This window comes from Bradyrhizobium daqingense (genome assembly GCF_021044685.1).
In the GTDB taxonomy this organism is placed as follows: Bacteria; Pseudomonadota; Alphaproteobacteria; order Rhizobiales; family Xanthobacteraceae; genus Bradyrhizobium; species Bradyrhizobium daqingense.
The window spans coordinates 5736625-5761374 of the sequence record NZ_CP088014.1 but is presented as its reverse complement, the minus strand read 5'-3'; the positions used below and the strand labels follow the sequence as shown (position 1 = coordinate 5761374).

General features: G+C 64.9%; 20 protein-coding genes. 14 read left to right on the top strand and 6 right to left on the bottom strand.

What is annotated here, in order from left to right; all coding sequences use genetic code 11:
* Window positions 1-36: 36 nt before the first annotated feature.
* From lepB to LPJ38_RS27305, 10 genes are all read left to right on the top strand, one after another.
* On the top strand, window positions 37-801 hold the full coding sequence (lepB, locus tag LPJ38_RS27350) for a signal peptidase I (protein ID WP_008548283.1): 765 nt from the start codon (window positions 37-39) through the stop codon (window positions 799-801).
* Window positions 798-1619 (top strand): ribonuclease III, encoded by an 822-nt coding sequence (rnc, locus tag LPJ38_RS27345; protein ID WP_145629996.1) that lies wholly within the window; start codon window positions 798-800, stop codon window positions 1617-1619. The genes lepB and rnc overlap by 4 nt, the downstream gene beginning before the upstream one ends.
* Window positions 1609-2535 (top strand): GTPase Era, encoded by a 927-nt coding sequence (gene era, locus LPJ38_RS27340; RefSeq protein WP_145629997.1) that lies wholly within the window; start codon window positions 1609-1611, stop codon window positions 2533-2535. Before rnc ends, era begins: the two co-directional genes overlap by 11 nt.
* 21 nt (window positions 2536-2556) lie before the next feature.
* Window positions 2557-2937, top strand: coding sequence for a YfhO family protein (locus LPJ38_RS27335; RefSeq protein ID WP_145629998.1), 381 nt, complete (start codon window positions 2557-2559; stop codon window positions 2935-2937).
* A 137-nt stretch (window positions 2938-3074) separates the two neighbouring features.
* The gene (recO, locus tag LPJ38_RS27330; RefSeq protein ID WP_145629999.1) at window positions 3075-3827 is read left to right on the top strand and encodes a DNA repair protein RecO; all 753 of its coding nucleotides are present in this window, start codon (window positions 3075-3077) and stop codon (window positions 3825-3827) included.
* A 100-nt stretch (window positions 3828-3927) separates the two neighbouring features.
* The gene (locus tag LPJ38_RS27325; protein WP_145630000.1) at window positions 3928-4215 is read left to right on the top strand and encodes a hypothetical protein; all 288 of its coding nucleotides are present in this window, start codon (window positions 3928-3930) and stop codon (window positions 4213-4215) included.
* Window positions 4216-4275: 60 nt separating this feature from the next.
* Window positions 4276-6534, top strand: coding sequence for a DNA topoisomerase IV subunit A (gene parC / locus LPJ38_RS27320; RefSeq protein WP_145630001.1), 2259 nt, complete (start codon window positions 4276-4278; stop codon window positions 6532-6534).
* A gap of 369 nt (window positions 6535-6903) precedes the next feature.
* A complete protein-coding gene (locus LPJ38_RS27315) occupies window positions 6904-8454 on the top strand; it encodes an ABC transporter substrate-binding protein (RefSeq protein WP_145630002.1) in 1551 nt (516 codons plus the stop codon).
* 4 nt (window positions 8455-8458) lie between these two features.
* On the top strand, window positions 8459-10003 hold the full coding sequence (locus LPJ38_RS27310; protein WP_145630003.1) for a GMC family oxidoreductase: 1545 nt from the start codon (window positions 8459-8461) through the stop codon (window positions 10001-10003).
* Between the two features lie 1204 nt (window positions 10004-11207).
* Window positions 11208-13940 carry an ATP-binding protein gene (locus LPJ38_RS27305; protein WP_231088417.1) on the top strand — a complete coding sequence of 911 codons (2733 nt, stop codon included), beginning with the start codon at window positions 11208-11210 and terminating at the stop codon, window positions 13938-13940.
* A 244-nt stretch (window positions 13941-14184) separates the two neighbouring features.
* Here LPJ38_RS27305 and LPJ38_RS27300 read toward each other — a convergent pair whose 3' ends face one another.
* Window positions 14185-14940, bottom strand: coding sequence for an SDR family NAD(P)-dependent oxidoreductase (locus tag LPJ38_RS27300; RefSeq protein ID WP_145630005.1), 756 nt, complete (start codon window positions 14938-14940; stop codon window positions 14185-14187).
* 211 nt (window positions 14941-15151) lie between these two features.
* On the opposite strand from LPJ38_RS27300, the gene LPJ38_RS27295 reads away from it, so the two are divergent.
* Window positions 15152-16045, top strand: coding sequence for an AraC family transcriptional regulator (locus LPJ38_RS27295; RefSeq protein WP_145630006.1), 894 nt, complete (start codon window positions 15152-15154; stop codon window positions 16043-16045).
* Window positions 16046-16103: 58 nt separating this feature from the next.
* Here the strand turns inward: LPJ38_RS27295 and chrA are convergent, their stop codons facing one another.
* Window positions 16104-17489 carry a chromate efflux transporter gene (gene chrA, locus LPJ38_RS27290; protein ID WP_145630007.1) on the bottom strand — a complete coding sequence of 462 codons (1386 nt, stop codon included), beginning with the start codon at window positions 17487-17489 and terminating at the stop codon, window positions 16104-16106.
* Complete coding sequence (locus LPJ38_RS27285) at window positions 17489-18307, bottom strand: chromate resistance protein ChrB domain-containing protein (protein ID WP_145630008.1); 819 nt, start codon at window positions 18305-18307, stop codon at window positions 17489-17491. The genes chrA and LPJ38_RS27285 overlap by 1 nt, the downstream gene beginning before the upstream one ends.
* 197 nt (window positions 18308-18504) lie before the next feature.
* Here LPJ38_RS27285 and dmeF point away from each other — a divergent pair, with 197 nt between their 5' ends.
* The gene (gene dmeF / locus LPJ38_RS27280; protein ID WP_145630009.1) at window positions 18505-19473 is read left to right on the top strand and encodes a CDF family Co(II)/Ni(II) efflux transporter DmeF; all 969 of its coding nucleotides are present in this window, start codon (window positions 18505-18507) and stop codon (window positions 19471-19473) included.
* 100 nt (window positions 19474-19573) lie between these two features.
* The gene (locus LPJ38_RS27275) at window positions 19574-20452 is read left to right on the top strand and encodes a DMT family transporter (RefSeq protein ID WP_145630010.1); all 879 of its coding nucleotides are present in this window, start codon (window positions 19574-19576) and stop codon (window positions 20450-20452) included.
* Here LPJ38_RS27275 and LPJ38_RS27270 read toward each other — a convergent pair.
* Window positions 20449-20640, bottom strand: coding sequence for a hypothetical protein (locus tag LPJ38_RS27270; RefSeq protein WP_145630011.1), 192 nt, complete (start codon window positions 20638-20640; stop codon window positions 20449-20451). The two genes, LPJ38_RS27275 and LPJ38_RS27270, sit on opposite strands and share 4 nt — an antisense overlap.
* A 31-nt stretch (window positions 20641-20671) precedes the next feature.
* Window positions 20672-21829 (bottom strand): MFS transporter, encoded by a 1158-nt coding sequence (locus LPJ38_RS27265; protein ID WP_145630012.1) that lies wholly within the window; start codon window positions 21827-21829, stop codon window positions 20672-20674.
* Between the two features lie 160 nt (window positions 21830-21989).
* Here LPJ38_RS27265 and LPJ38_RS27260 point away from each other — a divergent pair, with 160 nt between their 5' ends.
* The gene (locus LPJ38_RS27260) at window positions 21990-23249 is read left to right on the top strand and encodes an adenylate/guanylate cyclase domain-containing protein (protein WP_145630013.1); all 1260 of its coding nucleotides are present in this window, start codon (window positions 21990-21992) and stop codon (window positions 23247-23249) included.
* Window positions 23250-23399: 150 nt separating this feature from the next.
* Here the strand turns inward: LPJ38_RS27260 and LPJ38_RS27255 are convergent, their stop codons facing one another.
* On the bottom strand, window positions 23400-24641 hold the full coding sequence (locus LPJ38_RS27255; protein WP_145630014.1) for an MFS transporter: 1242 nt from the start codon (window positions 24639-24641) through the stop codon (window positions 23400-23402).
* Window positions 24642-24750: the final 109 nt, after the last annotated feature.

Sequence of the window (24750 nt, the reverse complement as noted above, 5' to 3'; positions counted from 1 at the left end):
GGCGCTCTGTGACCGCCGGCCGGAATTGAGAGAGCAATGAGCGTGACTTCGGGAACGAAAACTGAGAGCGGCGTCGGCGAAACGATCCGGGTCGTGATCCATGCTCTGTTGATCGCGCTAGTGATCCGCACGTTCCTGTTCCAGCCCTTCAACATCCCCTCGGGGTCGATGAAGGCGACGCTGCTGGTCGGCGACTATCTGTTCGTCTCGAAATACTCCTACGGCTATAGCCACTACTCGATCCCGCTTTCGCCGAACCTGTTCTCCGGGCGGATCTGGGGCTCGGACCCCAACCGCGGCGACATCGTGGTGTTTCGCCTGCCCAAGGACGATTCCACCGACTACATCAAGCGCGTGATCGGCCTTCCCGGCGACCGCATCCAGATGCGCGACGGTCTGCTCTACATCAACGATGCCCCGGTCGAGCGGCAGCGCATGAGCGAGTTCGTCGGCGAGGATCCGTGCGGCTCCGAGGGCGGCGGCATCTCCCGGGTGAAGCGCTGGAAGGAGACGCTGCCGAACGGCGTATCCTACGAGACGCTCGACTGCGCCGACAACGGCTACATGGACAACACCAACGTCTACAACGTGCCGCCCGGTCACTTCTTCATGATGGGCGACAACCGGGACAATTCGACGGATAGCCGCTTTCTCGGCCAGGTCGGCTATGTGCCGCAGGAGAATCTGATCGGCCGCGCCCAGATGATCTTCTTCTCCATCGCCGAAGGCGAGCACGCCTGGATGTTTTGGCGCTGGCCGTGGTCGGTGCGCTGGAATCGTTTCTTCAATATCGTCCGATGAAAGACGAAGCCAAGGACATCGCGATTCAACCGACCGAGGCGCAAGCCGCTCCCGAGAGCGAAGCTGCACCGAAGGCGCCTGCGAAGAAGAAGCGGGCGCGGAGCAGCAAGGCCAAGGGTACCGATGCGAATGCCGCGCTCGAGGCGCGCATCGGCCACAAGTTCGCCGATCCGAACCTCCTGATGCAGGCGATCACCCATGTCTCGGCGCTGAAGTCGGGACGCAAGCGCGGCGACAGCTATCAGCGGCTGGAATTCCTCGGCGACCACGTGCTGGGCCTCGTCGTCTCCGACATGCTCTATCACGCCTATCCAAGCGCCGATGAGGGCGAGCTGTCCAAGCGCCTTGCCGAGCTCGTGCGCAAGGAGAGCTGCGCCGACGTCGCCAAATCGCTCGGACTGCTCGACGACATCAAGCTCGGTTCGGTCGGGTCCAGCGCCGATGCCCGCCTGCGCAAATCCATCCTCGGCGACATCTGCGAGGCCGTGATCGGCGCGATCTTCCTGGACGGCGGCCACGCGGCGGCAGCCGAATTCGTCAAGCGCAACTGGACCGAGCGCATGCACAAGCCGCGCCGTCCCTTGCGCGATCCCAAGACCGTGCTGCAGGAATGGGCACAAGGCAAAGGACTGCCGACGCCGGTTTATCGCGAGGTCGAGCGCACCGGCCCGCACCACGATCCGCAGTTCCGCGTCGCCGTGGACCTGCCGGGACTGGCCCCGGCCGAAGGTATCGGCGGCAGCAAGCGCGCGGCAGAGAAGGTGGCGGCATCAGTGATGATCGAACGCGAAGGCGTTGGCGGCAGCAATGACAGCTGAAGCAAGCGGCGAGGCGCCCACCGCAACGCGCTGCGGTTTCGTTGCGCTGATCGGCGCGCCCAATGTCGGCAAGTCCACACTGGTCAATGCGCTGGTCGGCGCCAAGGTCACGATCGTCTCGCGCAAGGTGCAGACCACGCGCGCGCTGATCCGCGGCATCGTGATCGAGAACAACGCGCAGATCATCCTGGTCGACACGCCCGGCATCTTCCTGCCCAACCGCCGGCTCGATCGCGCCATGGTCTCGACCGCCTGGAGCGGGGCGCATGACGCCGACCTCGTCTGCGTGCTGCTCGATGCCAAGACCGGCATCGACGAGGAGGCCGAGGCGATCCTGGCCAAGGCGGCCAGCGTCAACCACGACAAGATCCTCGTCATCAACAAGGTCGACCTGGTCCAGCGCGAGAAACTGCTGGCGCTGGCCCAGGCCGCCAACGAGCGCATGAAGTTCGTTCGGACCTTCATGATCGCGGCGATCTCGGGCGACGGCGTCGACGACATCCGTACGACGCTTTCGGAGATGGTGCCGCCGGGCCCCTTCCTCTATCCCGAGGACCAGATGTCGGACGCGCCGATGCGGCAGCTGGCGGCCGAGATCACGCGCGAGAAGATCTATCAGAAACTGCACCAGGAATTGCCCTACCAGTCCACGGTCGAAACCGACAAGTGGGAGGAGCGCAAGGACAAGTCGGTGCGCATCGAGCAGACGATCTTTGTCGAGCGCGAAAGCCAGCGCAAGATCGTGCTCGGCAAGGGCGGCGCCACCATCAAGTCCATCGGCGCGGATTCGCGCAAGGAGCTGACCCAGATCCTCGATGTGCCGGTGCATCTGTTCCTGTTCGTCAAGGTGCGCGAGAACTGGGGCGACGATCCCGACCGCTATCGCGAGATGGGCCTGGACTTCCCCAAGGAATAACCAAGAAAAGACAGGTCACCGATGAACGTGCCCAGCAACGTCCGGCGCTTCGAAGCGCTGCTCTATGCATCGTTGATGCTGGACGCCCTCTCGGTCGCGGTGCAGGACCGCACGCCCAACGCCGAGGTGACCGATCAGATGATCATGACCGCGACCCTGCTCGCCGCCGGCATGATCCTGCTGCTGGTCTATTTCGTCTGGCTGGCTGCGCATCAGCGCAAGAACTGGCCGCGCTGGGTGCTGGCGGCCGCGCTCGTGCTGTCGGTGATCTCGCTCGGCCAGATCATCGGTGCCAAGGGCTTGGAGCTCGACAGTGCGATCGAAATTGTCTCCTGCGCGCTGACCACGATGGGGCTGTATTTCTCCTTCACCGGCGATGCGCAGGGTTGGTTCGACGCGTGAGATCTTGCGCGGTGCCGTAGGGCGGGCAAAGGCGCGCCTTGCGCGCCGTGCCCACCATCTCGCGCCGCCGATTAAATTGGTGGGCACGCTTCGCTTTGCCCACCCTACGGCAGCTCGAAATGCGCTAAGCTTCACCCATGGAATGGACCGACGAAGGCATCGTGCTGGGCGTGCGGCGACATGGCGAATCCAGCGCCATCGTCGAGCTCCTGACGCGCGCGCACGGCCGGCATCTCGGCCTCGTCCGCGGTGGCGCCGGCTCGCGAATGCGGCCGCTGCTCCAGCCCGGCAACAGCGTCAGTGCGGTGTGGCGGGCGCGGCTCGACGAACATCTCGGCACCTACGCGATCGAAGGGTTGAAGCTGCGCGCGGCGACGCTGCTGGCGTCCTCGCACGGCGTCTACGGCGTCACCCATCTCGCCTCGATTGCGCGGCTGTTGCCCGAACGCGATCCGCATGAGGAGATCTTCGCGCAGCTTGAACATGCGCTCGACGATTTCGACGATATTGGCGGCGCCGCCGTGCACGTCATCCATTTCGAGCTGGCGATGCTCGCCGAGCTCGGCTTCGGCCTGGCGCTGGAGAATTGCGCCGTCACCGGCGAGACCACCGACCTGATCTATGTCTCGCCGAAATCCGGCGGCGCGGTGTCGCGCGGTGCGGGCGAGCCGTGGCACGACCGGCTGTTGCGTCTGCCGCCGTTCCTGCGCCAAGGCGAGGTACACACCGACCTCACGGAGCAGGATCTCCAGGACGGCTTTCGGCTCACCGGCCTGTTCCTGCTGCGCCATGTGCTGGAGCCGCGCGGGCAGGGCCATTCCGACGCAAGGGCAGGCTTCATCAACGCCTTGATGCGGCAGCAGGCGAAAGCCGCGATAACGGCGCCATGACGTGAGCGCGTCTCTGCCTTGCCGACGGACATGTAGTTCCCCGGAACGAAATCCGTCCAAGCGGACTTGGCCATCAGGTTCCACAACGGGGACAGCCTAAATGTTGATCAGGGGATTCGCCTTGTCCGCGGCGCTGCTCTCTTTCGCGCCTGATGCAATGGCCGGCGAGCCGCAACCCGGCGTGTTTCGCCGGGCATCCTGCACGGTGGTCCGGTACTATGTGGCCAAATATTCCGCTGCAGCCGCAGAGGCATGGGCGCGTTCCCATGGCGCGACCGAGGCCGAGATCGAGACCGCGCGCCGCTGCGTGACCAACGCGCCGGCGCCGGCTCAGGCGCCTGGGCAGGCCAAGACCCCGCCTGTGACGGCTGGCTGGGCGGGCCACTAGGCCGCCCACAGGGAACATTCGATCCTTGCCCGATTCGCTTCCACGGTTTAACCGGGCGGCATGGGAAAACGAATCGTTCCGCCGGAAGAACCGGCCGAAATTCACGAGGTGCCGCTGCGTGAAGCGCTGGAAGAGCGCTATCTCGCCTATGCGCTCTCCACCATCATGCACCGCGCGCTGCCGGACGCGCGCGACGGCCTGAAGCCGGTCCACCGCCGCATCCTTTACGGCATGCGCCTGCTCAGGCTTGACCCCGGCGTCATTCCCAAGAAGTCCGCGAAGATCGTCGGCGAGGTGATGGGCTCCTACCATCCCCATGGCGACCAGGCGATCTATGACGCCATGGTGCGCCTCGCGCAGGATTTCAGCTCACGTTATCCACTCGTCGACGGCCAGGGCAATTTCGGCAACATCGATGGCGATAACCCGGCAGCCATGCGCTACACGGAAGCGCGCCTGACCGATGTGGCTCGGCTGCTTCTGGACGGGATCGATGAGGACGGCGTCGAGTTGAAGCCGACCTACGACGCCAGCGGCAAGGAGCCGGTTGTCCTGCCCGGCGGCTTCCCGAACCTGCTCGCCAATGGTGCGCAAGGCATCGCGGTCGGCATGGCCACCTCGATCCCGCCGCACAACGCCGCCGAGCTGTGCGATGCCGCGCTGCACCTGATCGAGAAGCCCGACGCGAAGTCGAAGGCGCTGATGAAGTGGGTCAAGGGCCCGGACTTCCCGACCGGCGGCATCTGCGTCGATTCCAAGCAGGCCATCGCTGAAGCCTACACCACCGGCCGCGGCTCGTTCCGCGTTCGTGCGCGGTGGGAGCAGGAGGAGGGCGCACGCGGCACCTGGGTCGTCGTCGTCACTGAGATCCCGTTCCTTGTGCAGAAGTCGCGCCTGATCGAGCGGGTTGCCGAACTGCTTGACCAGAAAAAGCTGCCGCTGGTCGGCGACATCAGGGACGAATCGGCCGAAGACGTCCGCATCGTCATCGAGCCGAAGTCGAAGAACGTCGATCCCGCACTGATGATGGAATCGCTGTTTCGGCTGACCGAACTCGAAAACAAGATTCCGCTGAATCTCAACGTGCTGATCAAGGGCCGCATCCCCAAGGTCGTGGGGCTCGCGGAGTGCTTGCGCGAATGGCTCGACCATCTGCGCGACGTGCTGATCCGACGCACCAATCACCGCAAGGGCGAGATCGAACACCGGCTCGAAATTCTCGGCGGCCTGCTGATCGCCTACCTCAACATCGACGAGGTGATCCGGATCATTCGTACCGAGGATGAGCCAAAGCCAGCCTTGATCAAGGCGTTCAAGCTCACGGAGTTGCAAGCCGACTCCATCCTCAATATGCGGCTGCGCAATCTGCGCAAGCTCGAGGAAATGGAGATCCGCACCGAGGACAAGGATCTGCGAAAGGAGCTGAAGGGCATCGGGGCCCTGCTGGCCTCCGAGCCCGAGCAGTGGAAAAAGGTCAGCGAGCAGGTCGGCAAGGTCCGCGACATGTTCGGGCCGAAGACGCCGCTTGGCAAGCGCCGCACCACCTTTGCCGACGCGCCCGAGCACGATCTCGCCGCGATGGAGGAAGCCCTCGTCGAGCGCGAACCGGTGACGGTCGTCGTCTCCGACAAGGGCTGGATCCGCACCTTGAAGGGCCATGTCGAGGATCTCTCGGGGCTCGCCTTCAAGCAGGACGACAAGCTTGGCTTCGCCTTCTTCGCCGAGACCACCTCGAAGCTGCTGCTGTTCGCCACCAACGGCAAGTTCTACTCGCTCGATGTCGCCAAGCTTCCGGGCGGCCGCGGCCATGGCGAGCCGATCCGCCTGTTCATCGACCTCGAGCAGGAGGCCGCGCCCGTCGCGCTGTTCGTGCACAAGGGCGGACGCAAATTCCTGGTCGCGAGCCATGAGGGTCAGGGCTTCATCGTCAACGAGGACGATTGCGTCGGCACCACCAAGAAGGGCAAGCAGGTCCTCAACGTCGACATGCCGAACGAGGCGCGCGCGATCACCGAAGTGCTCGGTGACACCGTCGCGGTCATCGGCGACAACCGCAAGATGCTGGTCTTCCCGCTCGACCAGATGCCGGAGATGGCCCGCGGCCGCGGCGTGCGCCTGCAGAAGTACAAGGACGGCGGCCTCTCTGATGTCGCCGTGTTCGACGCCAAGGCGGGCCTGACCTGGAAGGACTCCGCAGGTCGTGAATTCTCGGCGACCATGAAGGAGCTCGCGGAGTGGCAAGGCACCCGCGCCGACGCCGGCCGCCTGCCGCCGAAGGGATTCCCGAAGTCGAACAAGTTCGGTCGGGGGATCGGGTAGGGCGCGGTCACCCGCTACAACAATGGTGTCGTGCCCCGCGAAGGCGGGGCATCCAGTACGCCGCGGCTTCTCGGTTCAATTGTTGGCGTCACGGAGTACCGGATCGCCCGCCTACCCGCGCGATGATACTGATGGATGAGGCGCTACCCTTACCGCGTCATTGCGAATGCACAATCCGGACTTCCGCGGAAAGACTCTGGATTGCTTCGCCACGCTCGCAATGACGAGAGGTAGCAGTCACGTTCCTCCAACTGATATCCTTAGCCCGCAAACGCGTGGCAGATAGTCGGGAACGCATACGTGCGGGCACGAACATTGCTTTTTGCTGGTGACTGCGATCGTTTCAGTCAAAAAGGCAAAAATTCACCAATGTTCAAACTGAAGGCTTTCATTCCGGCGCTCGTCGGCCTCGCCATGGTCGGAGCGCCGGCGCATGCGGCGGGCAGTCTCGTCGCGGTGCTCGAGGCGGAGATCGTCACGCTCGATCCGCATTTCTCCACGGCCTATATCTCGCGCACGTTCGGCTTCATGGTGTTCGACACGCTGTTTGCGAAGGACTCCAAGGGCGATATCAAGCCGCAGATGGTGCAGGACTGGAAGGTCTCCGCGGACGGATTGACCTATAGCTTCACGCTGCGCGACGGCCTGAAGTGGCATGACGGCCAGCCGGTCACCGCGGCCGATTGCGTGGCCTCGCTGCGCCGCTGGGGCACCCGCAGCGCGCTCGGCCGCCGCATTTTTGCGATCACGGCTTCGCTTGAGCCGACGAATGCGAAAACCTTCGTGCTGACGCTGAAGGAGCCCTCCGGCCTCGTCATCGATGCGCTCGGCAATCCCGTCAGCCCCGTCGCCTTCATGATGCCGGAGCGCATCGCGAAGACGCCCGGGGACCAGCGCATCACCGAGATCATCGGCTCCGGCCCGTTTGTCTACAGCAAGGCCGATCACCGCACCGGCGATCGCATGGTCCTAAAGAGATTCGCCGACTATGTTCCGCGTCCCGAGCCCGCCGATTTCCTCGCCGGCGGCAAGCTCGTCAACATCGATACGCTCGAGATCCGCGTCATCCCTGATGGTTCGACCGCCGCATCCGCGCTGCAGGCCGGCGAGATCGACTTCATGCAATACGCACCCTTCGATCTGTTGCCGCAGCTGGAGAAGAACGCCCGCGTCAAGCTGGTCAATTTCACCGGCGGCAACATGTTCGCCGGTGCCTATCGCCTCAACGCCGCATCAAAACCGTTCGATGATCCCGCGATCCGGCGCGTGCTGTGGAAGCTGGTCGATCAGCGCGAGGTGCTGGACGCCCTCGGGCTCGATGCGAAATACGCAACGCCCTGCGCGACATACTTCACTTGCGGCACGACCTACGAAAGCAAGGCTGGCACGGAAGCCGCTGCAAAGCCGTCGATCGAGGCGGCGAAGGCTGCGCTGAAGGCAACTAAATATGCCGGCGAGCCCGTTGTGGTCATGGAGGCCAACGACCTCGAAGCGCCGCGTGTATCGGCGCAGGTGCTGGCCGAGCGGCTTAAGGCGGCTGGCTTCAACGTCGATCTCCAGGTGATGGATTGGGCGAGCGTGTTGGCCCGCCGCGCCAAGAAGGAGGGCTGGAGCGTCTATGGCGTCCATGCCGGTGGTTTCGACCTCGGCTCGCCGCTGACCAATGTGATGGTCGCCTTCAACTGCGCCGATTTCACCGGCTGGCAGTGCGATGCGCGCATCACACCTCTGATGGAAGCCTTCGCCAAGGCCCCGGCAGAGGAGGATCGCAAGAAGATCGCGGGCGAGATCCAGGCCGTGATGTACGATCAGGCGCCGGCCATTCCATGGGGGCAGTTCGCCCAGCCGGCCGCCTATCGCGCCACCTTGCGCGGTCTGATACCGTCTGCCATCCCCGTGTTCTGGAACGTTGAGAAATAGCGCGATGTACGATGTCATTGTTGTGGGCGGCGGCTCTGCCGGCGCTGCCGTGGCGGCAAGGCTCTCGGAGGATCCCGCACGGCGCGTCCTGCTGCTCGAAGCGGGGCGCGACTGGCGTGCCGACGAGGCGCCCTGGGAAGTGCGGACGCCGAACCCGATCCCGATCATCCACAAGCGCGAATACCAGGAGAAATGGCAGTGGCCCGATCTCTTGTCGCGCCGCGTCGGCGGGCAGGTGCCGCGCTTCTACTGGCGCGGCAAGGGGCTCGGCGGCTCCTCGATGATGAACGGCCAGATCGCCATCCGCGGCGTTGCAGATGCGTTCGACGAATGGGCCGCCAATGGCTGCAGCGGCTGGTCAGCCAGGGAGGTGATGCCGCTGTTCTCCGTGATCGAGGATGATTTGGAGTTCGGCGATGCCGAGGGCCACGGCCGCGGCGGACCGCTGCCGGTCTATCGCGCGCCACCGGACAAGTGGGGCCCGATCGATCGCGGCTTGCGCGATGCTGCACTGGCGAGCGGCTATCCCTGGTGTGCCGACCTCAATGGCCACGACGGCGAGGGCGTCGCCTGCTATCCCATCAACAGCCGCGACAGTCGCCGCATCAGCACCAATGAAGCCTATCTCGAGCCCGCGCGCGGCCGCGCCAATCTCGAGATCCGCGGCCACGCGCTGGTGGATCGCGGATTGATCAGCGACGGAAGGGTGACCGGTCTCCGCGTCCATTTCGAGGGGCAGGGCACCCACGAGATCAGCGCGCGTCAGATCGTGCTTTGCGCCGGCGCCATTCACAGCCCGGCTATCCTGTTGCGCTCGGGCATTGGTCCTGCCGAGGAGCTGAAGGCGATGGGGATCGCGGTTGCGCGCGATTTGCCGGTGGGCAAGCACTTCTTCGACCACCCGCTGTTTCGGGCAACCATTCAGCTTCACGAAGGGCTCAGGCCGACCGATCCCGACACGCGCCACACCAATTGCTGCGTGACCTATTCCTCCGGCCTCGCCGACGGCGGCAAGCGCGACATGATCCTGATCGCCTTCAATCACCGCGGCATCGGCAATCCCGGCGCGATCGGCGCGGGCCTGTTCAACGCCTATTCGCGCGGCACCCTCAAGCTGGCCTCGACCGACCCGTCGATCGATCCCGTCGTCGAGGAGAACATGCTCGTCGATCCCCGCGACATGCTGCGCATGATGGATGCGGTGAAGCGCCTTGCCGTGATCACCGCACAGCCGGCGTTGTCGGGCATTGCCGATTGGATCCGGCTCGCCGACACCGATCTGACACTGCAGCAGGCAGGCAGCCTGCCGGACCATGAGCTCGACGCGGTGCTGCGCCGTGAGACCGGTGACATCCAGCACGCCGCCGGCAGCTGCCGCATGAGCGGTGTTGGCAATGCTGATGGCGTGGTCAACCCCGATGGCACGGTCAAGGGCATTTCCGGCCTGCGCGTTGCCGACGCCTCGATCATGCCGTCGGACTGCCGCGCCAACACGCATTTCACGACGGTGGTGATCGGGGAAGCGATCGCGCGGATGATGATGCGGTAGCGCCACAAAGATCATGTCATGCCCCGGCTTGACCGGGGGCATCCAGTACACGGCGGCCTGTCTTCTCAATCGCGACCGTCTCGGAGTACTGGATCGCCTGGTCAAGCCGGGCGATGACAGCGAGTGTGGGGCTTGCGGCTCCCACGCTCGCAATGACGGAGCAAGGGGCAAGGGCGTCGCTCTTCCATTTCACACTTCAAACAGCAGACGCGCCATCGCGTTCCCGCGGCGCGTTTCGCCCGAGTTTTGGTTCTCGCACGCCCTCGAAAGAGACAAGGGCGCAGGGAAGGCCGGGCGCCGGCGGCACCCGCAAGTCCGTGTACAGTAAGAATGCACACGGGGTGGACCACAGGTGTCGCCGGTCGCCCGGCCTTCCCTGCGCGAATGGTTTTAACGGTGTCCTTCGTGCTCTCCCCGGGGAGCGATGCACTATTGCCCCCGTCGCCTCGCGGATGATCGATGCGCGTGCCGGTCGGCCGCTACATCACCGCAAGCCTTGACGCACAGACCCCGGGCGTCAGGACCACACGACTTCTCCGTCCGCGCACGTCTTCGCTGGGACTCCGAGGGGTGGCGTGTGCTCGCCCCCGAAGCCATGCGAAGACGCTGTCAGCGTCGTGTCGTCAGCACAAAGGCCATTGCTCACGGCCGAAACCGCCCTGCAATGCCATTTGCGCCCGACGCCGTCGCGTCCATCGCTGCCCAGCCCGCGGTTCGTGACGATCGCGATCCGCCCCTTGTCTCGGGCCAGGGTGCTTTGCGTGTACGACAAATCCGAATTTCGGTAAAGTGGAATATTTTGCGAGGCGGAGCTTGACAGCGGCAGAGCCTGACGCGCGGCTGTTTTGCCCGACGGGTGGCCGGGCCGACGGGGGAGCTTTTGCTTTGAGAACGGGCACAAGAACGGCAGCTCTTGAAAAGGCGGAAGTCGCACCGGTCACAGTCGCCGGCCTGCGGCTCAAAGCGGACTTTGGAGCAAGCAAAGACACAACGGCTTTTGCTAAATTGCCGGTGTGACCGCCCTCGCTTTTCTGGCATGCTGTACTTGTTCCGATCTCCTTAGAAGGTGCTGCTCGTGACGAGTGACTGCGGAGAACGAACTGCACGATCTTTCGGCTTTGGGCCGTTTCTCCTTATTCCCGAACGCCAATTGCTACTCAACGGAGAGGTACCAGTCCGCATCGGGGGGCGCGCGCTGGACATCTTGACGGCACTGGTCGAGCGGCCAGGCGAAATCGTGAGCAAGCAGGAGCTGTTCGCGCGTGTCTGGCCGAACACAATTGTCGAAGAGGCAAATCTTAAGGTCAACATAAATGCCCTGCGACGGGCACTCGGCGATGGGCCCGAGCCGGCCAAGTATATCGCGACCGTAACCGGGCGTGGCTACCGATTTATCGCGCAGGTCCAGGCAGCCGAAGAAGGGATCTCAGCCGGAACGGCGACAGGGGGGCAAGGTCTCCCGATGGCAGTGGCGCGCATCTTTGGCAGAGCAGGTGTCATTGATGCAATCCTTCACGACCTAAACGTATCGAAGATTGTATCGGTTGTGGGGACCGGCGGGGTCGGCAAGACGACCGTCGCCGTAGCGGCAGCTCACGAAGCGTCTCGCCGGCACGCCTACGGCGCCACGTTCGTGGACCTTGCGAAAATCAGCGACCCGCAGTTCGTGCCTACGGCGATCGCCTACGCGCTCGGGCTCGGCGTAACGGGCGGGGATCCGCTGTCGAGCGTCCTGCGTGCTTTGAAGCTGCAGGAAAAGATCCTCCTGTTCGACAATTGCGAGCACCTGCTTCCTTCCGTCGCGACTGCAGTTGATCGGCTTGCTCGCCAGCTCGATGGCGTGCACATTCTCACAACCAGTCGCGAGCCCCTCGGGCTAGGCGGTGCGGAGCGGATACATCGCATCCGCGGACTGGAATGCGATCCCAGCGAACGTCCCGCGGCAGACGAGGCTTGCAAGTTTCCCGCGGTCGAGTTGTTTGCCACGCGCGCAACCGAGCGATCGGGATATCGGCTAACAGACGCGGACGCCGCCGCGGTGGCGGAAATCTGCCGTCGGCTTGATGGCAACGCACTCGCCATCGAGCTCGCCGCAACACAAACGGCCGCCTTCTCGCCGGCCCGCATCCTGCAGATGCTGGACGAGAGTTTCCGCCTCCTCAATCTTGGCCCCCTTGGCGCGCCTCAGAGACAGCAGTCGCTCCTCGCGACACTCGACTGGAGCTACAGCCTCCTTTCCGAGCGTGAGGCCGCATTGCTGTGTGAAGTCTCCGTGTTCGCCGGTGTTTTCAGTGTTGATGGGGCAGCGGCGGTGTCGAACGGAGGGCCCGCTGAGGCAACGAATACGCTCGCCAAGCTTGCCGCGAAGTCGCTGCTGGTGATGGATACTAATGCAGACTTGGTCACCTACCGCCTCTTGGAAACAACACGCGCCTATTGCGCGGAGCGCCTGCGGATCAGCGGTGAGGACCAGGCGGTCCGCTGTCGTCATGCGGAACATGTATGTGCGGTGCTGGAGCAGGCCGCAAGTGAGTGGTCGCAGCGTCCAGCCCACGAATGGGGCGCCGCCTACCGCCACGTTGTCGACGATCTGCGTGTTGCGCTGGCTTGGGCCCGTCGGGACGAGGCAAATCGGTCGCTGCGAATTCGACTGACCGTTGCAGGCCTGCTGCTCTGGAATCATTTTTCGCTGATCCAGGAATGCCACGTCCACGTTTCGCGCGCGGTCGAGGAGCTCGATGCCGCGGGACTCGCCGGCACGGCATTCGAGATGAAGTTCAAGCTGTGGCTCGGAGCCTCAACCATGATCACGCGTGGTCTGAAGACGGCGGCCATGGCTGCATTGCAGCGCGCATCGGAGATCGCAAATCAGATTGGTGACACCGATTATCGTCATCGTTGCCTGATGTTGATTGCGGCATTTGAACTCTTCACGGGTGAGTACGACTCCGGAATACGCACGATCAAGACATTCGCCTCGGCAGCCGCAGCGGATGATCCTTCGATTCTTCCCGAGGGCGAAGTTCACTTGGGAATAGCCGACCTCTTTCTCGGTCGTCTTCAAGACGCCCAGCACCGACTCGAGAGCCTCCAGCTGCGCGATCTACGATATTTCAACCGTTCGTATAGCGTTCGGTATTTGGCCGACATTGTCATTCTGTTGGAATGCGCGCTATCTCAGGTCCTGTGGTTGAGGGGCTTGCCAGACTCTGCCAGCCGGACCGCTGCTGCCGCCTTTGAGCGAGCCCGTCCGGGCCACCATCACCTTTCGCTGAATAACGCGCTTACATATTCGTGCCCGGTTTTCTATTGGTGCGGGCGTTACGAGGAATGTGATCAATACGTCGAATTGCTCGCCGAACACGTCGAGAGGCAGGGACTATTCACCAGACGGCCGATTGCCAGTTTTTATCGCGCTGCCTTGGCACACGAGAAAGGCGGCGCTTCGTCGGACACGGTCGATTCCCTCAAGGAGGCGATCGAGGAGTTCCGCAATGTCAATTACCTGGTGCGGATGCCCTATTACCTCAGTGTTCTGGCAGATGCTCTAGCCCGTGCCGGACGGTTCGGCGAAGCCGAAGCAACGATCCTGACCGCAGTGAAAACCGCCCGAGCGCGGAGCGAAGGTTGGTGCCTTCCAGAAGTCATTCGCGTCCATGCGTCCATTCTCGCCGCCCAGGATCAGACAAGAGAAGCTGAGGCAAGCCTCATGGAATCGATCGAGCTTGCCCGGGATATCGGTGCGTTGTCGTGGCGTTTGCGCGCAGCGAATGATCTCGCAAAGCTCTGGTGCGCCCGGTCGCGAAGGGATGATGCCCGCAAGATCCTGCTGCCGATCTACGACGAATTTACCGAGGGTTTCCAGACGAGGGATCTACTCGTCGCAAGCGACCTGCTCGCTAAGCTTGCAAGCTCCGGAGATGGCAGAGCGGCCTAAAAGGCTGAATTCGTTAGTCCGCTGCTTACGCCGTCTACGTGGGATTCCGGTGCATCTGCGACATTGGTCCATCCCGCTGATCGAACGACGTTCAATATGCCGCCTAAGCGGTCAGGGAGATGCGGAAGGCCTTCATCGACAATGCTTTGCGACATCGACGCTCGCGAGTGGGCTTCCGGTCCCCAAAGGCCGCCGCAAGGTGTCGCGGCGGCCTTCGCATGCTCGGTGAGGCGGCACTCGGCGGTCAGATCATCTGACCGCCCGAGACTTCGATCCGTTGCCCGGTAACCCAGCGATTGTCCTCGCTCAGCAGGCTCGCGACCATCGGACCGATATCATCCGGGACGCCGACGCGGCCGAGCGCAGTCATGGCGGCAAATTGCTTGTTCACGTCCGAATTGTCGCGCACCAGGCCACCGCCGAAGTCGGTTTCGATCGCTCCCGGCGCAACGCTGTTGACGCGGATGCCGCGCGGCCCGAGCTCCCTGGCCATGCAGACCGCCATCATGTCCGCGGCGGCTTTCGCCATGGTGTAGACGGCGAAGCCCGGATAGGTGACACGTGTCAGGCCACTGCCGATGGTGACGATCGAGCCACCGTTTGCCATCAGGGGCAGCAAGGCTTGTGTCAGGAAAAGTACGCCTTTGACATGCAGGTTCATCTGCTGATCGAACTGAGCCTCCGTGGTCTCGCCGAGCGTGGCGAAGAGGCCGTCGCCGGCATTGTGCACGAGGTCATCGAAGGTCTCGCGACCAAATGTCTCCTTCAGTGTCTGGCCCAGTGTTTGCGCGAAGGCGGGGAATCCGGCCACGTCGGCGCTGTCCAATTGGAAGGCCACGGCCCGGCGTCCCAGCGCCTTGATCTCGGCGACCGCGCTCTCCGCAAGGTCGGCACGGCTCCGGTATGTAATGATGACATCGCTGCCCTTGCGCGCGATGTTGACGGCCATGTTGCGGCCGAGCCCGCGGCTCGCGCCTGTGACGATTGCAATTTTAGCCATGTGATGTCTCCTTCGTTCGACACGGCGAAGGTGGCACACGCCGCCGCAGCCCAGTTGCCAGATACTTGAGCCTTCTTGCCTATTCCTCCAAATGCAGGGTCACTCGGACCCGGCCCGGCGCTGCGTTGAACGAGCAATTCACTATGCGCAAAGTTGAAGCAGTCGGGCCATGTCCGGTTGCCGGAGCCTGCGCTTGGTATAAATTCGAGGAATGACGACGACCTTGCTCGAAGCGGTTCGCCGCTATGCGAATTTGCGTTGCGACCAACACGGCGCTGCCAAGACGCCGATCCCGGGCCTTACGGCCGTACGGGCCATGACGCAGAGCCAGCTCCAGTACGCGATCAACCGGCCGCTCGTTGCGCTCGTCCTGCAGGGCCGTAAGCGCGTGACGATGGGATCGCACAGCTTCGATTTCGGCGCGGGAGAGTCGCTCCTGATCTCGGCGGACGTGCCGACTGTCAGCCAGATCACCCGCGCCAGCGCAAAGGTCCCATATTTTTCCCTGGTCGTTGAACTCGATGCGGCGGTGATCGCGAGCCTGATCGTGGAGATGAACCTGGCTCCTGGGCAGCAAGCCATTTCCGTCCGCGTGGATCCGACTGAAGCGGAGGTTGCCGATGCCGCGCTCCGATTGATGCGGCTGCTCGAGCGTCCGTCGTCTTTGCCGGTTCTGCGATCTCAGCTCGTTCGCGAAATCCATTATTGGCTGCTGGCGGGGCGACACGGCACGGCGATAAGGGCTCTCGGAGTGGCCGACAGCCATGCGCAACGCATCGCGCGCGCGGTCGCGATCATCCGCTCCGAATACGCAAAGCCGCTGCGCATCGAACGCTTGGCGGAAGCGGCTGCGATGAGCCCGTCCTCGTTTCACCAGCACTTCCGCGCGATTACATCACTCAGTCCCCTGCAGTTTCAGAAGCAGTTGCGGCTCATCGAGGCGCGTAGGATGATGCTGTCGGAGGGCTCGGAGGTGAGCAGCGCGGCCTTCGCAGTAGGTTACGAGAGCGTCTCGCAATTCACGCGAGAATATGGGCGCATGTTCGGCCGGCCGCCTGCCAAAGATATCAAGGTTGCGCTCAGTCAACTGGACACTGCGGCTTGAGGCCAAGCCGGGCCCTGGACCGCCGGGGACGTGCAAGGGCGGACATCGTAGCGGCGCGCTAAATAATTCCCGCCAGCCTTAATGCCACGCCCGCGGCGCAGCTTGCAGCCAGCACCGTCAGCATCCCCAGCTTGAACCGGAAGATCGCGGTCGCTGCCGCGATCGCCAGCACGAGGGCCGGCACATCGACGCTGCTCAGCACCGGCCTATCGAAATTCAGCGGGAAGGCGTGCACCGGCACGGTCTCGCGGAACAGCGTGTGCAGGGCAAACCAGATCGAGAGGTTGAGGATGACGCCGACGACGGCGGCGGTGATCGCGCCGAGCGCGCCCGCGAGGCCTCTGTTGCCGCGCAGGCGCTCGATATAGGGGGCGCCGACGAAGATCCAGAGGAAGCAGGGCGTGAAGGTGACCCAGGTCGCGAGCAGGCCGCCGAGCGTCGCCGCGAGCATCGGTGAGAGTCCGCTCGGATCGCGATAGGCGGCCATGAAGCCGACGAACTGGAGCACCATGATCAGCGGGCCCGGCGTGGTCTCGGCCATGCCGAGGCCGTCGAGCATCTCGTGCGGCTTCAGCCAGTGATAATGCTCGACCGCCTGCTGTGCGACATAGGCCAGCACGGCGTAAGCGCCGCCGAAGGTGACCAGCGCCATCTTCGAGAAGAACAGCGCGATCTGACTGAACACGCTGGCCTGTCCGAGCATCAAGAGCAGCACAGCGACCGGCACCAGCCAGAGCGCCAGCCACAGCGCACCGACGCGGATCGCGCGCCCTGCATCAGGCTTGACGTGATCGGGCATGCCGTCGCCGAGCATGCTGTCGATGACGGCACTGCCGCCGCCAGGGCCGTGACCGGGCGGGGCGAATTCCGGGCGCCCCTGCCTTGCGCCGATATATCCGATCATGCCGGCGGCGATGATGATGATCGGGAAGGGCACGGCAAAGAAGAAGATCGCAACGAAGGCGATGGCAGCGAGCGCGATCATGATGCGGTTCTTCAGCGCACGCTTGCCCACGCGCACCACGGCCTCGACGACGATGGCGAGCACGGCAGCCTTCAGCCCGAAGAACAGCGCCTCGACGAAGCTGACATTGCCGAAAGCCGCGTAGACGTAGCTGAGGCCCATGATGGCGATGATGCCGGGCAGGATGAACAGCCCGCCCGCCATCAGTCCGCCGGCGGTGCGGTGCATCAGCCAGCCGACATAGGTTGCGAGCTGCTGCGCCTCCGGCCCCGGCAGCAGCATGCAATAGTTCAACGCATGCAGGAAACGGCCTTCGGAGATCCACTTCTTCTCCTCGACCAGGATACGGTGCATCACCGCGATCTGGCCCGCGGGCCCGCCGAAGCTGAGGCAGGCAACACGCAGCCAGACGCGGAAGGCTTCGCCGAAGCTGACGCCGTGACCGGCGGCAGCTTCAGCTTGAACGGTACGGGTATCCATTACGCCTTCACCTTGTTGGTCGGCCAGTTGTGGGTCTCGGCCGTCGCGTCGCGGCACCAGCGGTAGAAGGCATCGTAGAGCAGCATGCCGGCCTCGAGCTGTTCGAGATCGTCGTCATACATCCGCGACAGCCCGAGCGAGGCCGCGAGCAGGCCCGGCGCCTCCGGCGCGAGATCCGGCCGCGCGGTGTCGGCACCGCGCACCAGTGTCGCGAGGCGGAGCAGCGCCGGTGAAGCGATCCCGAACTCCTCGATCATGACGTCGAAAGTGCAGAGCTCGCCGCGGTGGCTCCAGAACACGTTCTCGATGTCGAAGGGGGCGGCATTGAACCGCTCACCGACGCCGATCACCTCGGAGGGTGCGACGAACAGGAACGCCGCATTGGGATCGACGAAGCGGCGGATCAGCCAGGGGCAGGCGATGCGGTCGACCTTGGGCCGCGCCCGCGTCACCCAGACAGTGCGTCCCCTGGCATCGCGCGGCGGCAGCTTGCGGGCCTCGACCAGCGGCAGCCTGGCCGCCTTCCAGCCCTCGAAGCCGCCCTCCAGTGCCTCGGCCTCGACGCCGAGCTGGCGCAGCCAGGCCGCCGTGCCCTGGGCGAGCTTTTCGCCGCGAAGGCAGGAGACGATGGCCCGGCGGCCGGCGAAATCACCGCCCCAGTCCGTCACCTTGTCGTGGCTGAGCTTGATGGAGCCCGGGATTAGCCGCCGGTCGGCGGCAAAATCCTCCTCGGTCCTCACGTCGATGAGGGCAGGGCTGTTCGCCGTGCCGATCAGCCGTGCCAATTTGTCAGATGATATGGTCGTGAAAGCAGACATGATGCGTCCTCGCAAAAACCGAACGGGACGCGATGCTTGGGCGTGTCGCCTCGTGGGGAGATCGCTCAAATCCCCATGGCGCAGATTACAGCGAAACCAGGAAGCACTGTCAATCCGAGGGGACGATTGGACCTTAGAAAATCGACCTCCGGCGACTATACTCTCCGCCAACAGACCTGAATCTTCTGGAGAATTCCATGCATTCCCACTCCATCGAGCAATGGACCCATGACCACGCCTTCCTCGGTGAGAAGCACGAGGAGAACGAGCGGCGCACCTGGTTCGTGGTCGTCCTGACCCTGGTCATGATGGTGGGGGAGATCGTCGCGGGGTCGCTGTTCGGCTCGATGGCACTGCTCGCCGACGGCTGGCACATGGGCACGCATGCCGCCGCGCTCGGCACCGCCGCCTTCGCCTACCGCTTCGCGCGCCGGCATCTGGGGAATGCGCATTTCACTTTCGGCACCGGCAAGTTCGGCGATCTCGCCGCCTTCGCCAGCGCGATCATCCTCGGCCTGATCGCGGTCGAGATCGCCTATGAGAGCGTGCTGCGGCTGATCACGCCGGTGCCGATCGTCTATGGCGAGGCGATCGGGGTCGCAACGCTCGGGCTGTGCGTCAACCTCGCCAGCGCGTGGCTGCTGCGCGGCAACCATGATCATCACAATCACGGGCATGATCGCGGCCACAGCCACGCACATCATGATCACGATGACCACGACCATGATCACCACCACCATCATCACGACAACAACCTGCGCGCGGCCTATGTGCACGTGATGGCGGATGCCGCGACCTCGGTGCTGGCGATCGGTGCCCTTGTGGTCGCGATGTATTCGGGCTGGGTCTGGGCCGATCCGGCCGTCGGCCTGATCGGCAGCGCCGTGATCGCGGCCTGGGCGTTCGGCCTGATCAAGTCATCGGGCGCGGTGCTGCTCGACGTACGCGCCGACGAGACGCTGGAGCGGGTGATCCGGGCGCGGATCGAGGTCGATGACGACCGCGTCACCGACCTGCATCTCTGGCAGGTCGGGCCCGGCCATTGCGCCGTGCTCCTCTCGGTGGTCTCGGACCAGCCGCAGCAGCCGGCCGTCTACAAGCGGCGGCTTGCCGGGCTGAAGGGGCTGAGCCACGTCACGGTCGAGGTCGAGACCTGCCCGCATTGACGGGTACCCTCGTCCTCCCGCCCATGATGTAGCTGCTGCCATGACGCTGGCAGCAGCTATGTGTTAGGGCCCCGCGAAGACTCCGCAACGGGAGCTGATCGTGGGAGAGTGGGCGGGGGTCGCGATCGCATTGCTGTCGAGCAGCATCGGCGGGACGGCTGCGGCCATCACCCGTTATCTCGTCGGCGGTGCCGATCCCATCCTGCTCGCGATCCTGCGCTGGGGAATCGGCTTTCTCTGCCTTCTGCCATGTGCGATGATGCTAGGCGTGCGCTGGCCACTGCGCGCGGACTGGCCGGGCGTGGCGCTGCTCGGCGTCTGCTTCTTCGGCCTGTTCTTCATTCTCTATAACATCGCAATGTCCTACACGACCGCCGCGCGGGCCAGTCTTGCGCTCGCGACGCTGCCGCTTCACACCATGGTGGTCGGGGCGCTGCTCGGCATCGAGCAGATGACGGCGCGCAAGATCACCGGTGTCGGCATCGCCGTGCTCGGCGTGGCGGCAGCGCTGGCGACAGGCCTAGCGCAGAGTCCAGCAGGAGCCTGGCGCGGCGAGTTGATCATGACGGCGGCCGTGTTCTGCATGGCCTTCTATAACGTGTTGTCGCGCCCGCTGATGCAGCGCTCCAGCGCGCTCGGCTTTCTCACCGCTGGCATGGGGGCGGGCGCTGCAGTGCTGGTGCTGGCGGGGCTGGTGAAGGGAAGCTTTGCCGCGCTCGACCATTTCACGACTGCGCAATGGATTGCCGGCATTTATCTCGGCGTCGGCGGCGGTGCGCTCGCCTTCATCCTCTGGGTCATGGCGCTCGGCCGGGCAACGCCGACCCGCGTCGCCAACACCATGACGGTCAATCCGATCGCCGCCGCGCTGCTGGCAGCGCTCCTGATCGGCGAGCCGATCACGCCCAATCTGCTCATCGGACTGGTTGCGGTCTTTGCTGGGATCTGGATCGCGACCAGCGAGACGAAGCCGGCCTAGCTCCGCGGTACGGTCGCCGTCGGCGGGCTCGCGTCGGGCGTCTTCTTCGGCTTCAGCGTGCCGGCATAGAACGAGACGAGCCAGACCAGGAGAAGCGCGAGCAGATAAACGCCCCAGGCCTGCGGCGGCGTGGTCGCCCAGCGCAGGAGGCCTTTGAACGTGCGGGGCGGGCTGGCGTTTTCGCTCATGGCCCGCTTGTGCGCGAAAGCGGCCGGGCGGTCAATCCGGCCGCGGCCTGGTGCGGATCAGGAACAGCGCGGCCAGCGCCGACAGGCTGAGCGCGGAGGAGACGATCAGGACCTTGGCGCCCATGACGTCGATCAGCAGGCCGAAGGCGAGCGGTGCCACCGCCTGCGCCATCCGCGCCGGTGCGCCGATGATGCCGAGACGGTAGCCAAAATCCTTCGGTCCGAAGATCGCGAGCGGCAGCGTGCCGCGCGCGATGGTCAGGATGCCGTTGCCGGAGCCGTGGAACAGCGCGAACGCGCTTGCGGCAGCGCCGCCGAAGATCGCCACGACCACCGCGCCGATCGGATGGGTGAGGCAGGCGAGCCGCGTCGACCACAGCGGATGGAAGCGGCTGAGGAAGCCTGCTTCCAGCATGCGTGCGCCGACCTGCGCCGGGCCGATCAGCGCGCCGGCCGCGATCGCCTCGACCGGCGTTGCCCCGGTCGTCTCCAGGATGCGCGGGAAATGCGCGGCCATCGCGCCGGTCACGGTCCAGACCGCGGCGAAGATGAAGGCGAGCAGGACCATGGTGCGATCGAGCGGCAAATGCGGCTTCTCGGCGGTCGCAGCAGTCTGCTTCGCGCCCGTGATCGCCGGCAGCATGAAGAAATTGAGCGGCAGGCCGACCAGGAGATTGGCGGCGGCCCAGGCAAAGCAGGTCTCGCGCCAGCCGATATGGGCGAGGCCCCAGGCGGTGAGCGGCCAGCCGACGGTCGAGGCGAAGCCCGCCATCAGCGTGATGCCGGTGATGGGCCTGCGCGCCTCAGTGCCGTAGATTCGCCCAAGCGCGGCGAAGGCGGCGTCATAGAGGCCCATCGCCATGCCGATGCCGAGCACGAGCCAGGCGATCGCCATCACAGGCACCGATCGGGACAGGCCGAGCAGCACGAGGCCGGCGGCGATGGTGAGATTCGAGGCCGACAACACCTGCCGTCCGCCGAAGAGATCGATCTGCCGTCCGATGCGCGGGCCGAGCATGGCGGAGAGCACGAGCGAAGCTGAGAACGCGCCGAAGATCCAGTTGGAGGAGACGCCGAGGTCGCGCGCCATGGGATCGGCGATCAGTGCCGGCAGATAATAGCTGGACGCCCAGGCCAGCGTCTGCGTGGTGCCGAGTGCCAGGATGATCGGAAGCTGGCGCTGGCTCATGTCCTCGTGCTTCTGATCTTCTGTGTCATCGGGCGCATTTGCCGCTCGCGGGGCGAGCCCGTCAACCGCGTCTGCGGCATATTCGACCTGCCGCGGACGCGAGCCTGCCTGTGACCGCGCGCGGCCTTTCGTTCGTCACGAATGCACGCCATAATGGCGTATGCAATTGACCTCGCGCCTTGCGCTGATGAAGTGGATCACCGGCCAGGGCCTGACAGGCCTGCCTGAGAACGAGCTGCTCCGCGGCTTCTGCGAGCGCTGCTGCGCCGAAGGGCTGGATCTGTCGCGCGGGCTGGTCGTCATCGATACGCTGCATCCGATCTATGAGGGCCGCGGCTTTCGCTGGAGCGACCGTGCCAGCAACGAGAGCGATGCGTTCGAATATGGCTCGACCGCCGACGGCGACGCCGCCAAGAGCTGGCGCCGCTCGGTTTTCTTCCACATGCTCGAGAATGGCGACGACGAGATGGTGATCGATCTCGCCGACGCGCCGTCGCTGGATTTCTCGCAGATCGGCGAGCTCGCCGAGAAGGGCCACAAGCACTATCTCGCCTTCGTGCACCGCTTCGGCGAGAACGGCGCGCTCGGCCTGATGGACTGCCTGTATTCCTGCTGGACCACACGGCGCGACAGCGGCTTCTCCGGATCCGAGCTGGAAGCGCTGCGCGATCTCGTGCCGGTGCTGGGGCTTGCGATCAAATCGGCGCAGCAGGTCGACATCGCGCGCACGCTCGGCCGCGTCTATCTCGGCCGCGATGCCTCCGAGCAGGTCCTGCGCGGGCGCATCTCGCGCGGCGTCACCGAGCGCATCAATGCGGTGCTGTGGTATTCGGATTTGCGCGGCTCGACCGGGATCAGCGAGAGCATCGGTCCCGACGAGATCATCCCGTTCCTCAACGACTATGCGCAGGCCGTGATCGACCCGATCCACGAAGCCGGCGGCGACGTGCTGAAGCTGATCGGCGATGGCGTGCTCGCGATGTTCTGGGGCGAGGACATGGCGGCGGCGCGGCGCGCTGCGCTCCGCGCCGAGCATCTGTTCCGTAAGAACGTCGCGGCGCTGAACGCGCGCCGGGCGGCCGCCGGCCGTCCCACTACGTCGGCCTATATCGGCCTGCATGTCGGCGAGGTCTTCTACGGCAATATCGGCAGCGAGGACCGGCTCGACTTCACCGTGGTCGGCCCCACCGTCAACGAGGTCAGCCGCATCGCCTCGATGAGCCGCTCCGTCGATCGCGAACTCCTCACCTCGTCGGAATTCTACAAGGGTCTCGATGCCGCCGGGCGTCGCTATCTCGTCTCCACCGGCCGCTACGCGCTGCGCGGCATCGGTCGCGCGCAGGATCTCTACACGCTCGATCCCGATGTCGATGCGAGCGAGCCCGTGACGGGCAGCTACGAGCGGTATCTGGCGGGATAGCCCGACCACCTCCCAGCGTCGTCCTGGCGAAAGCCAGGACCCATAACCACGATCTCAGTTTTGCGAAGACTCGCGGTTTCCGGTTCGCCTCAAATTCGTCCCTGGGGTAATGGGTCCTGGCTTTCGCCAGGACGACGCCGGGGAAATGTTTCAGCACCGCACCGCCGCCTCGTCCCCTACCATGTCGGGCTGCCGATCCAGCGACACGGCCGGTGACAGCAGGATCACTAGCGCCTGCAGGCCGAACACGGCGGCGGCCAGATAGAGGCACGCTTCGGCGCTCCAGAGGCCGCCGACGATCGCGCCCAGCGCCGAGCCGAGCGGGCGGGCGCCGTAGCTCATGATGTTGATAGCGGAAACGCGGCCGAGCAGGCGCGGCGGGGTCACCGACTGGCGCAGCGTCGTGGTCGAGATCACCCACAGGATTGGCCCGACGCCGAGCAGGAAGAAGCTCAGGGACGCAAGCCAGGGCGATGGCACCAGCACCGTCAGCGCCATCACCAGGGCGGCGACGAAGCCGGTGACCGGGCCGAGGCCGACGACGGTGCCGAACGCGACGCGCCGCATCACGCGCGTGGCGAGTAGTGCACCGATCACCATGCCGACGCCGTACATCGTCAGCACGGTGCCGACGCCTACGGCGGTCAGGCCGAGATGGCGCACCGCATAGGGCACGAACACCGCGATCTGCAGAAACCAGCCGGTGTTGAAGATGAACTGGGTGATGAACACCGGCCGCAGCAGCGGATGGTGAAACACGAAGGCCGCGCCCTCGCGAATGTCCTGGAACGGGTGGCGCCGCGGTGCCGGCGCGCGGGATGGCTCGTAGATGCCGGAAAGCAGCACCACCGCGATCGCCGACAGCGCGGCGGCAAAGCCGAAGGCCGGGCTTGCGCCCCACCATCCCACCAATGCGCCGCCAAGCGCGGGCCCGCTAGCAAAGGCAACCGTGCGCGCGAGCTCGATGCGGGCGTTTGCGGCCGGCAACAGGTCCGGGCTCACCAGCGAGGGCACCAGCGCCGGCGCGGCGACGCTGTAGACGACGGTGCCGCACACGGCCGCAAAGCCGAGCAGCGCCAACAGCGGCAGGTTGAGGGCACCGAGCGCCAGCAGCAGGACGATGGCGGCGAGCGCTGCGGCCCGCAACGCCTCGGCGCCTGCCATCAGCCGGCGGCGGGAGATGCGGTCGGCGAGCACGCCGGCGGGAATAGCGAACAGGATGAAGGGCAGGGTGAGGGCGGTCTGCAGCAGGCCGGTGCGCCCTTCGGCGACCCCAAGCGTCAGCACCGCGACGATGGGTGCTGCGGCGAGCGCGATCTGCTCGGCCGATTGCGCCGCGAGGTTCGACCAGGCGAGGCGGTTGAAGGTGTCGGGGAGGCGCGGCGTTGACATGGCTCATATCCTGCGAAAGCGAATTTGCGCAGATGTTCGCGTTGTGAGGCCACCGAACCCACCCGCTTCCCGACAAGGGACGGGACTGCGCGATCCGCCTTCGGAACGA

Bases quoted from the DNA above. Each gene is read 5' to 3' on its own strand.
- lepB (WP_008548283.1), top strand. From the start codon at position 37: ATGAGCGTGACTTCGGGAACGAAAACTGAGAGCGGCGTCGGCGAAACG.
- rnc (WP_145629996.1), top strand. From the start codon at position 798: ATGAAAGACGAAGCCAAGGACATCGCGATTCAACCGACCGAGGCGCAA.
- era (WP_145629997.1), top strand. From the start codon at position 1,609: ATGACAGCTGAAGCAAGCGGCGAGGCGCCCACCGCAACGCGCTGCGGT.
- LPJ38_RS27335 (WP_145629998.1), top strand. From the start codon at position 2,557: ATGAACGTGCCCAGCAACGTCCGGCGCTTCGAAGCGCTGCTCTATGCA.
- recO (WP_145629999.1), top strand. From the start codon at position 3,075: ATGGAATGGACCGACGAAGGCATCGTGCTGGGCGTGCGGCGACATGGC.
- LPJ38_RS27325 (WP_145630000.1), top strand. From the start codon at position 3,928: ATGTTGATCAGGGGATTCGCCTTGTCCGCGGCGCTGCTCTCTTTCGCG.
- parC (WP_145630001.1), top strand. From the start codon at position 4,276: ATGGGAAAACGAATCGTTCCGCCGGAAGAACCGGCCGAAATTCACGAG.
- LPJ38_RS27315 (WP_145630002.1), top strand. From the start codon at position 6,904: ATGTTCAAACTGAAGGCTTTCATTCCGGCGCTCGTCGGCCTCGCCATG.
- LPJ38_RS27310 (WP_145630003.1), top strand. From the start codon at position 8,459: ATGTACGATGTCATTGTTGTGGGCGGCGGCTCTGCCGGCGCTGCCGTG.
- LPJ38_RS27300 (WP_145630005.1), bottom strand. From the start codon at position 14,940: ATGGCTAAAATTGCAATCGTCACAGGCGCGAGCCGCGGGCTCGGCCGC.
- LPJ38_RS27295 (WP_145630006.1), top strand. From the start codon at position 15,152: ATGACGACGACCTTGCTCGAAGCGGTTCGCCGCTATGCGAATTTGCGT.
- chrA (WP_145630007.1), bottom strand. From the start codon at position 17,489: ATGGATACCCGTACCGTTCAAGCTGAAGCTGCCGCCGGTCACGGCGTC.
- LPJ38_RS27285 (WP_145630008.1), bottom strand. From the start codon at position 18,307: ATGTCTGCTTTCACGACCATATCATCTGACAAATTGGCACGGCTGATC.
- dmeF (WP_145630009.1), top strand. From the start codon at position 18,505: ATGCATTCCCACTCCATCGAGCAATGGACCCATGACCACGCCTTCCTC.
- LPJ38_RS27270 (WP_145630011.1), bottom strand. From the start codon at position 20,640: ATGAGCGAAAACGCCAGCCCGCCCCGCACGTTCAAAGGCCTCCTGCGC.
- LPJ38_RS27265 (WP_145630012.1), bottom strand. From the start codon at position 21,829: ATGAGCCAGCGCCAGCTTCCGATCATCCTGGCACTCGGCACCACGCAG.
- LPJ38_RS27260 (WP_145630013.1), top strand. From the start codon at position 21,990: ATGCAATTGACCTCGCGCCTTGCGCTGATGAAGTGGATCACCGGCCAG.
- LPJ38_RS27255 (WP_145630014.1), bottom strand. From the start codon at position 24,641: ATGTCAACGCCGCGCCTCCCCGACACCTTCAACCGCCTCGCCTGGTCG.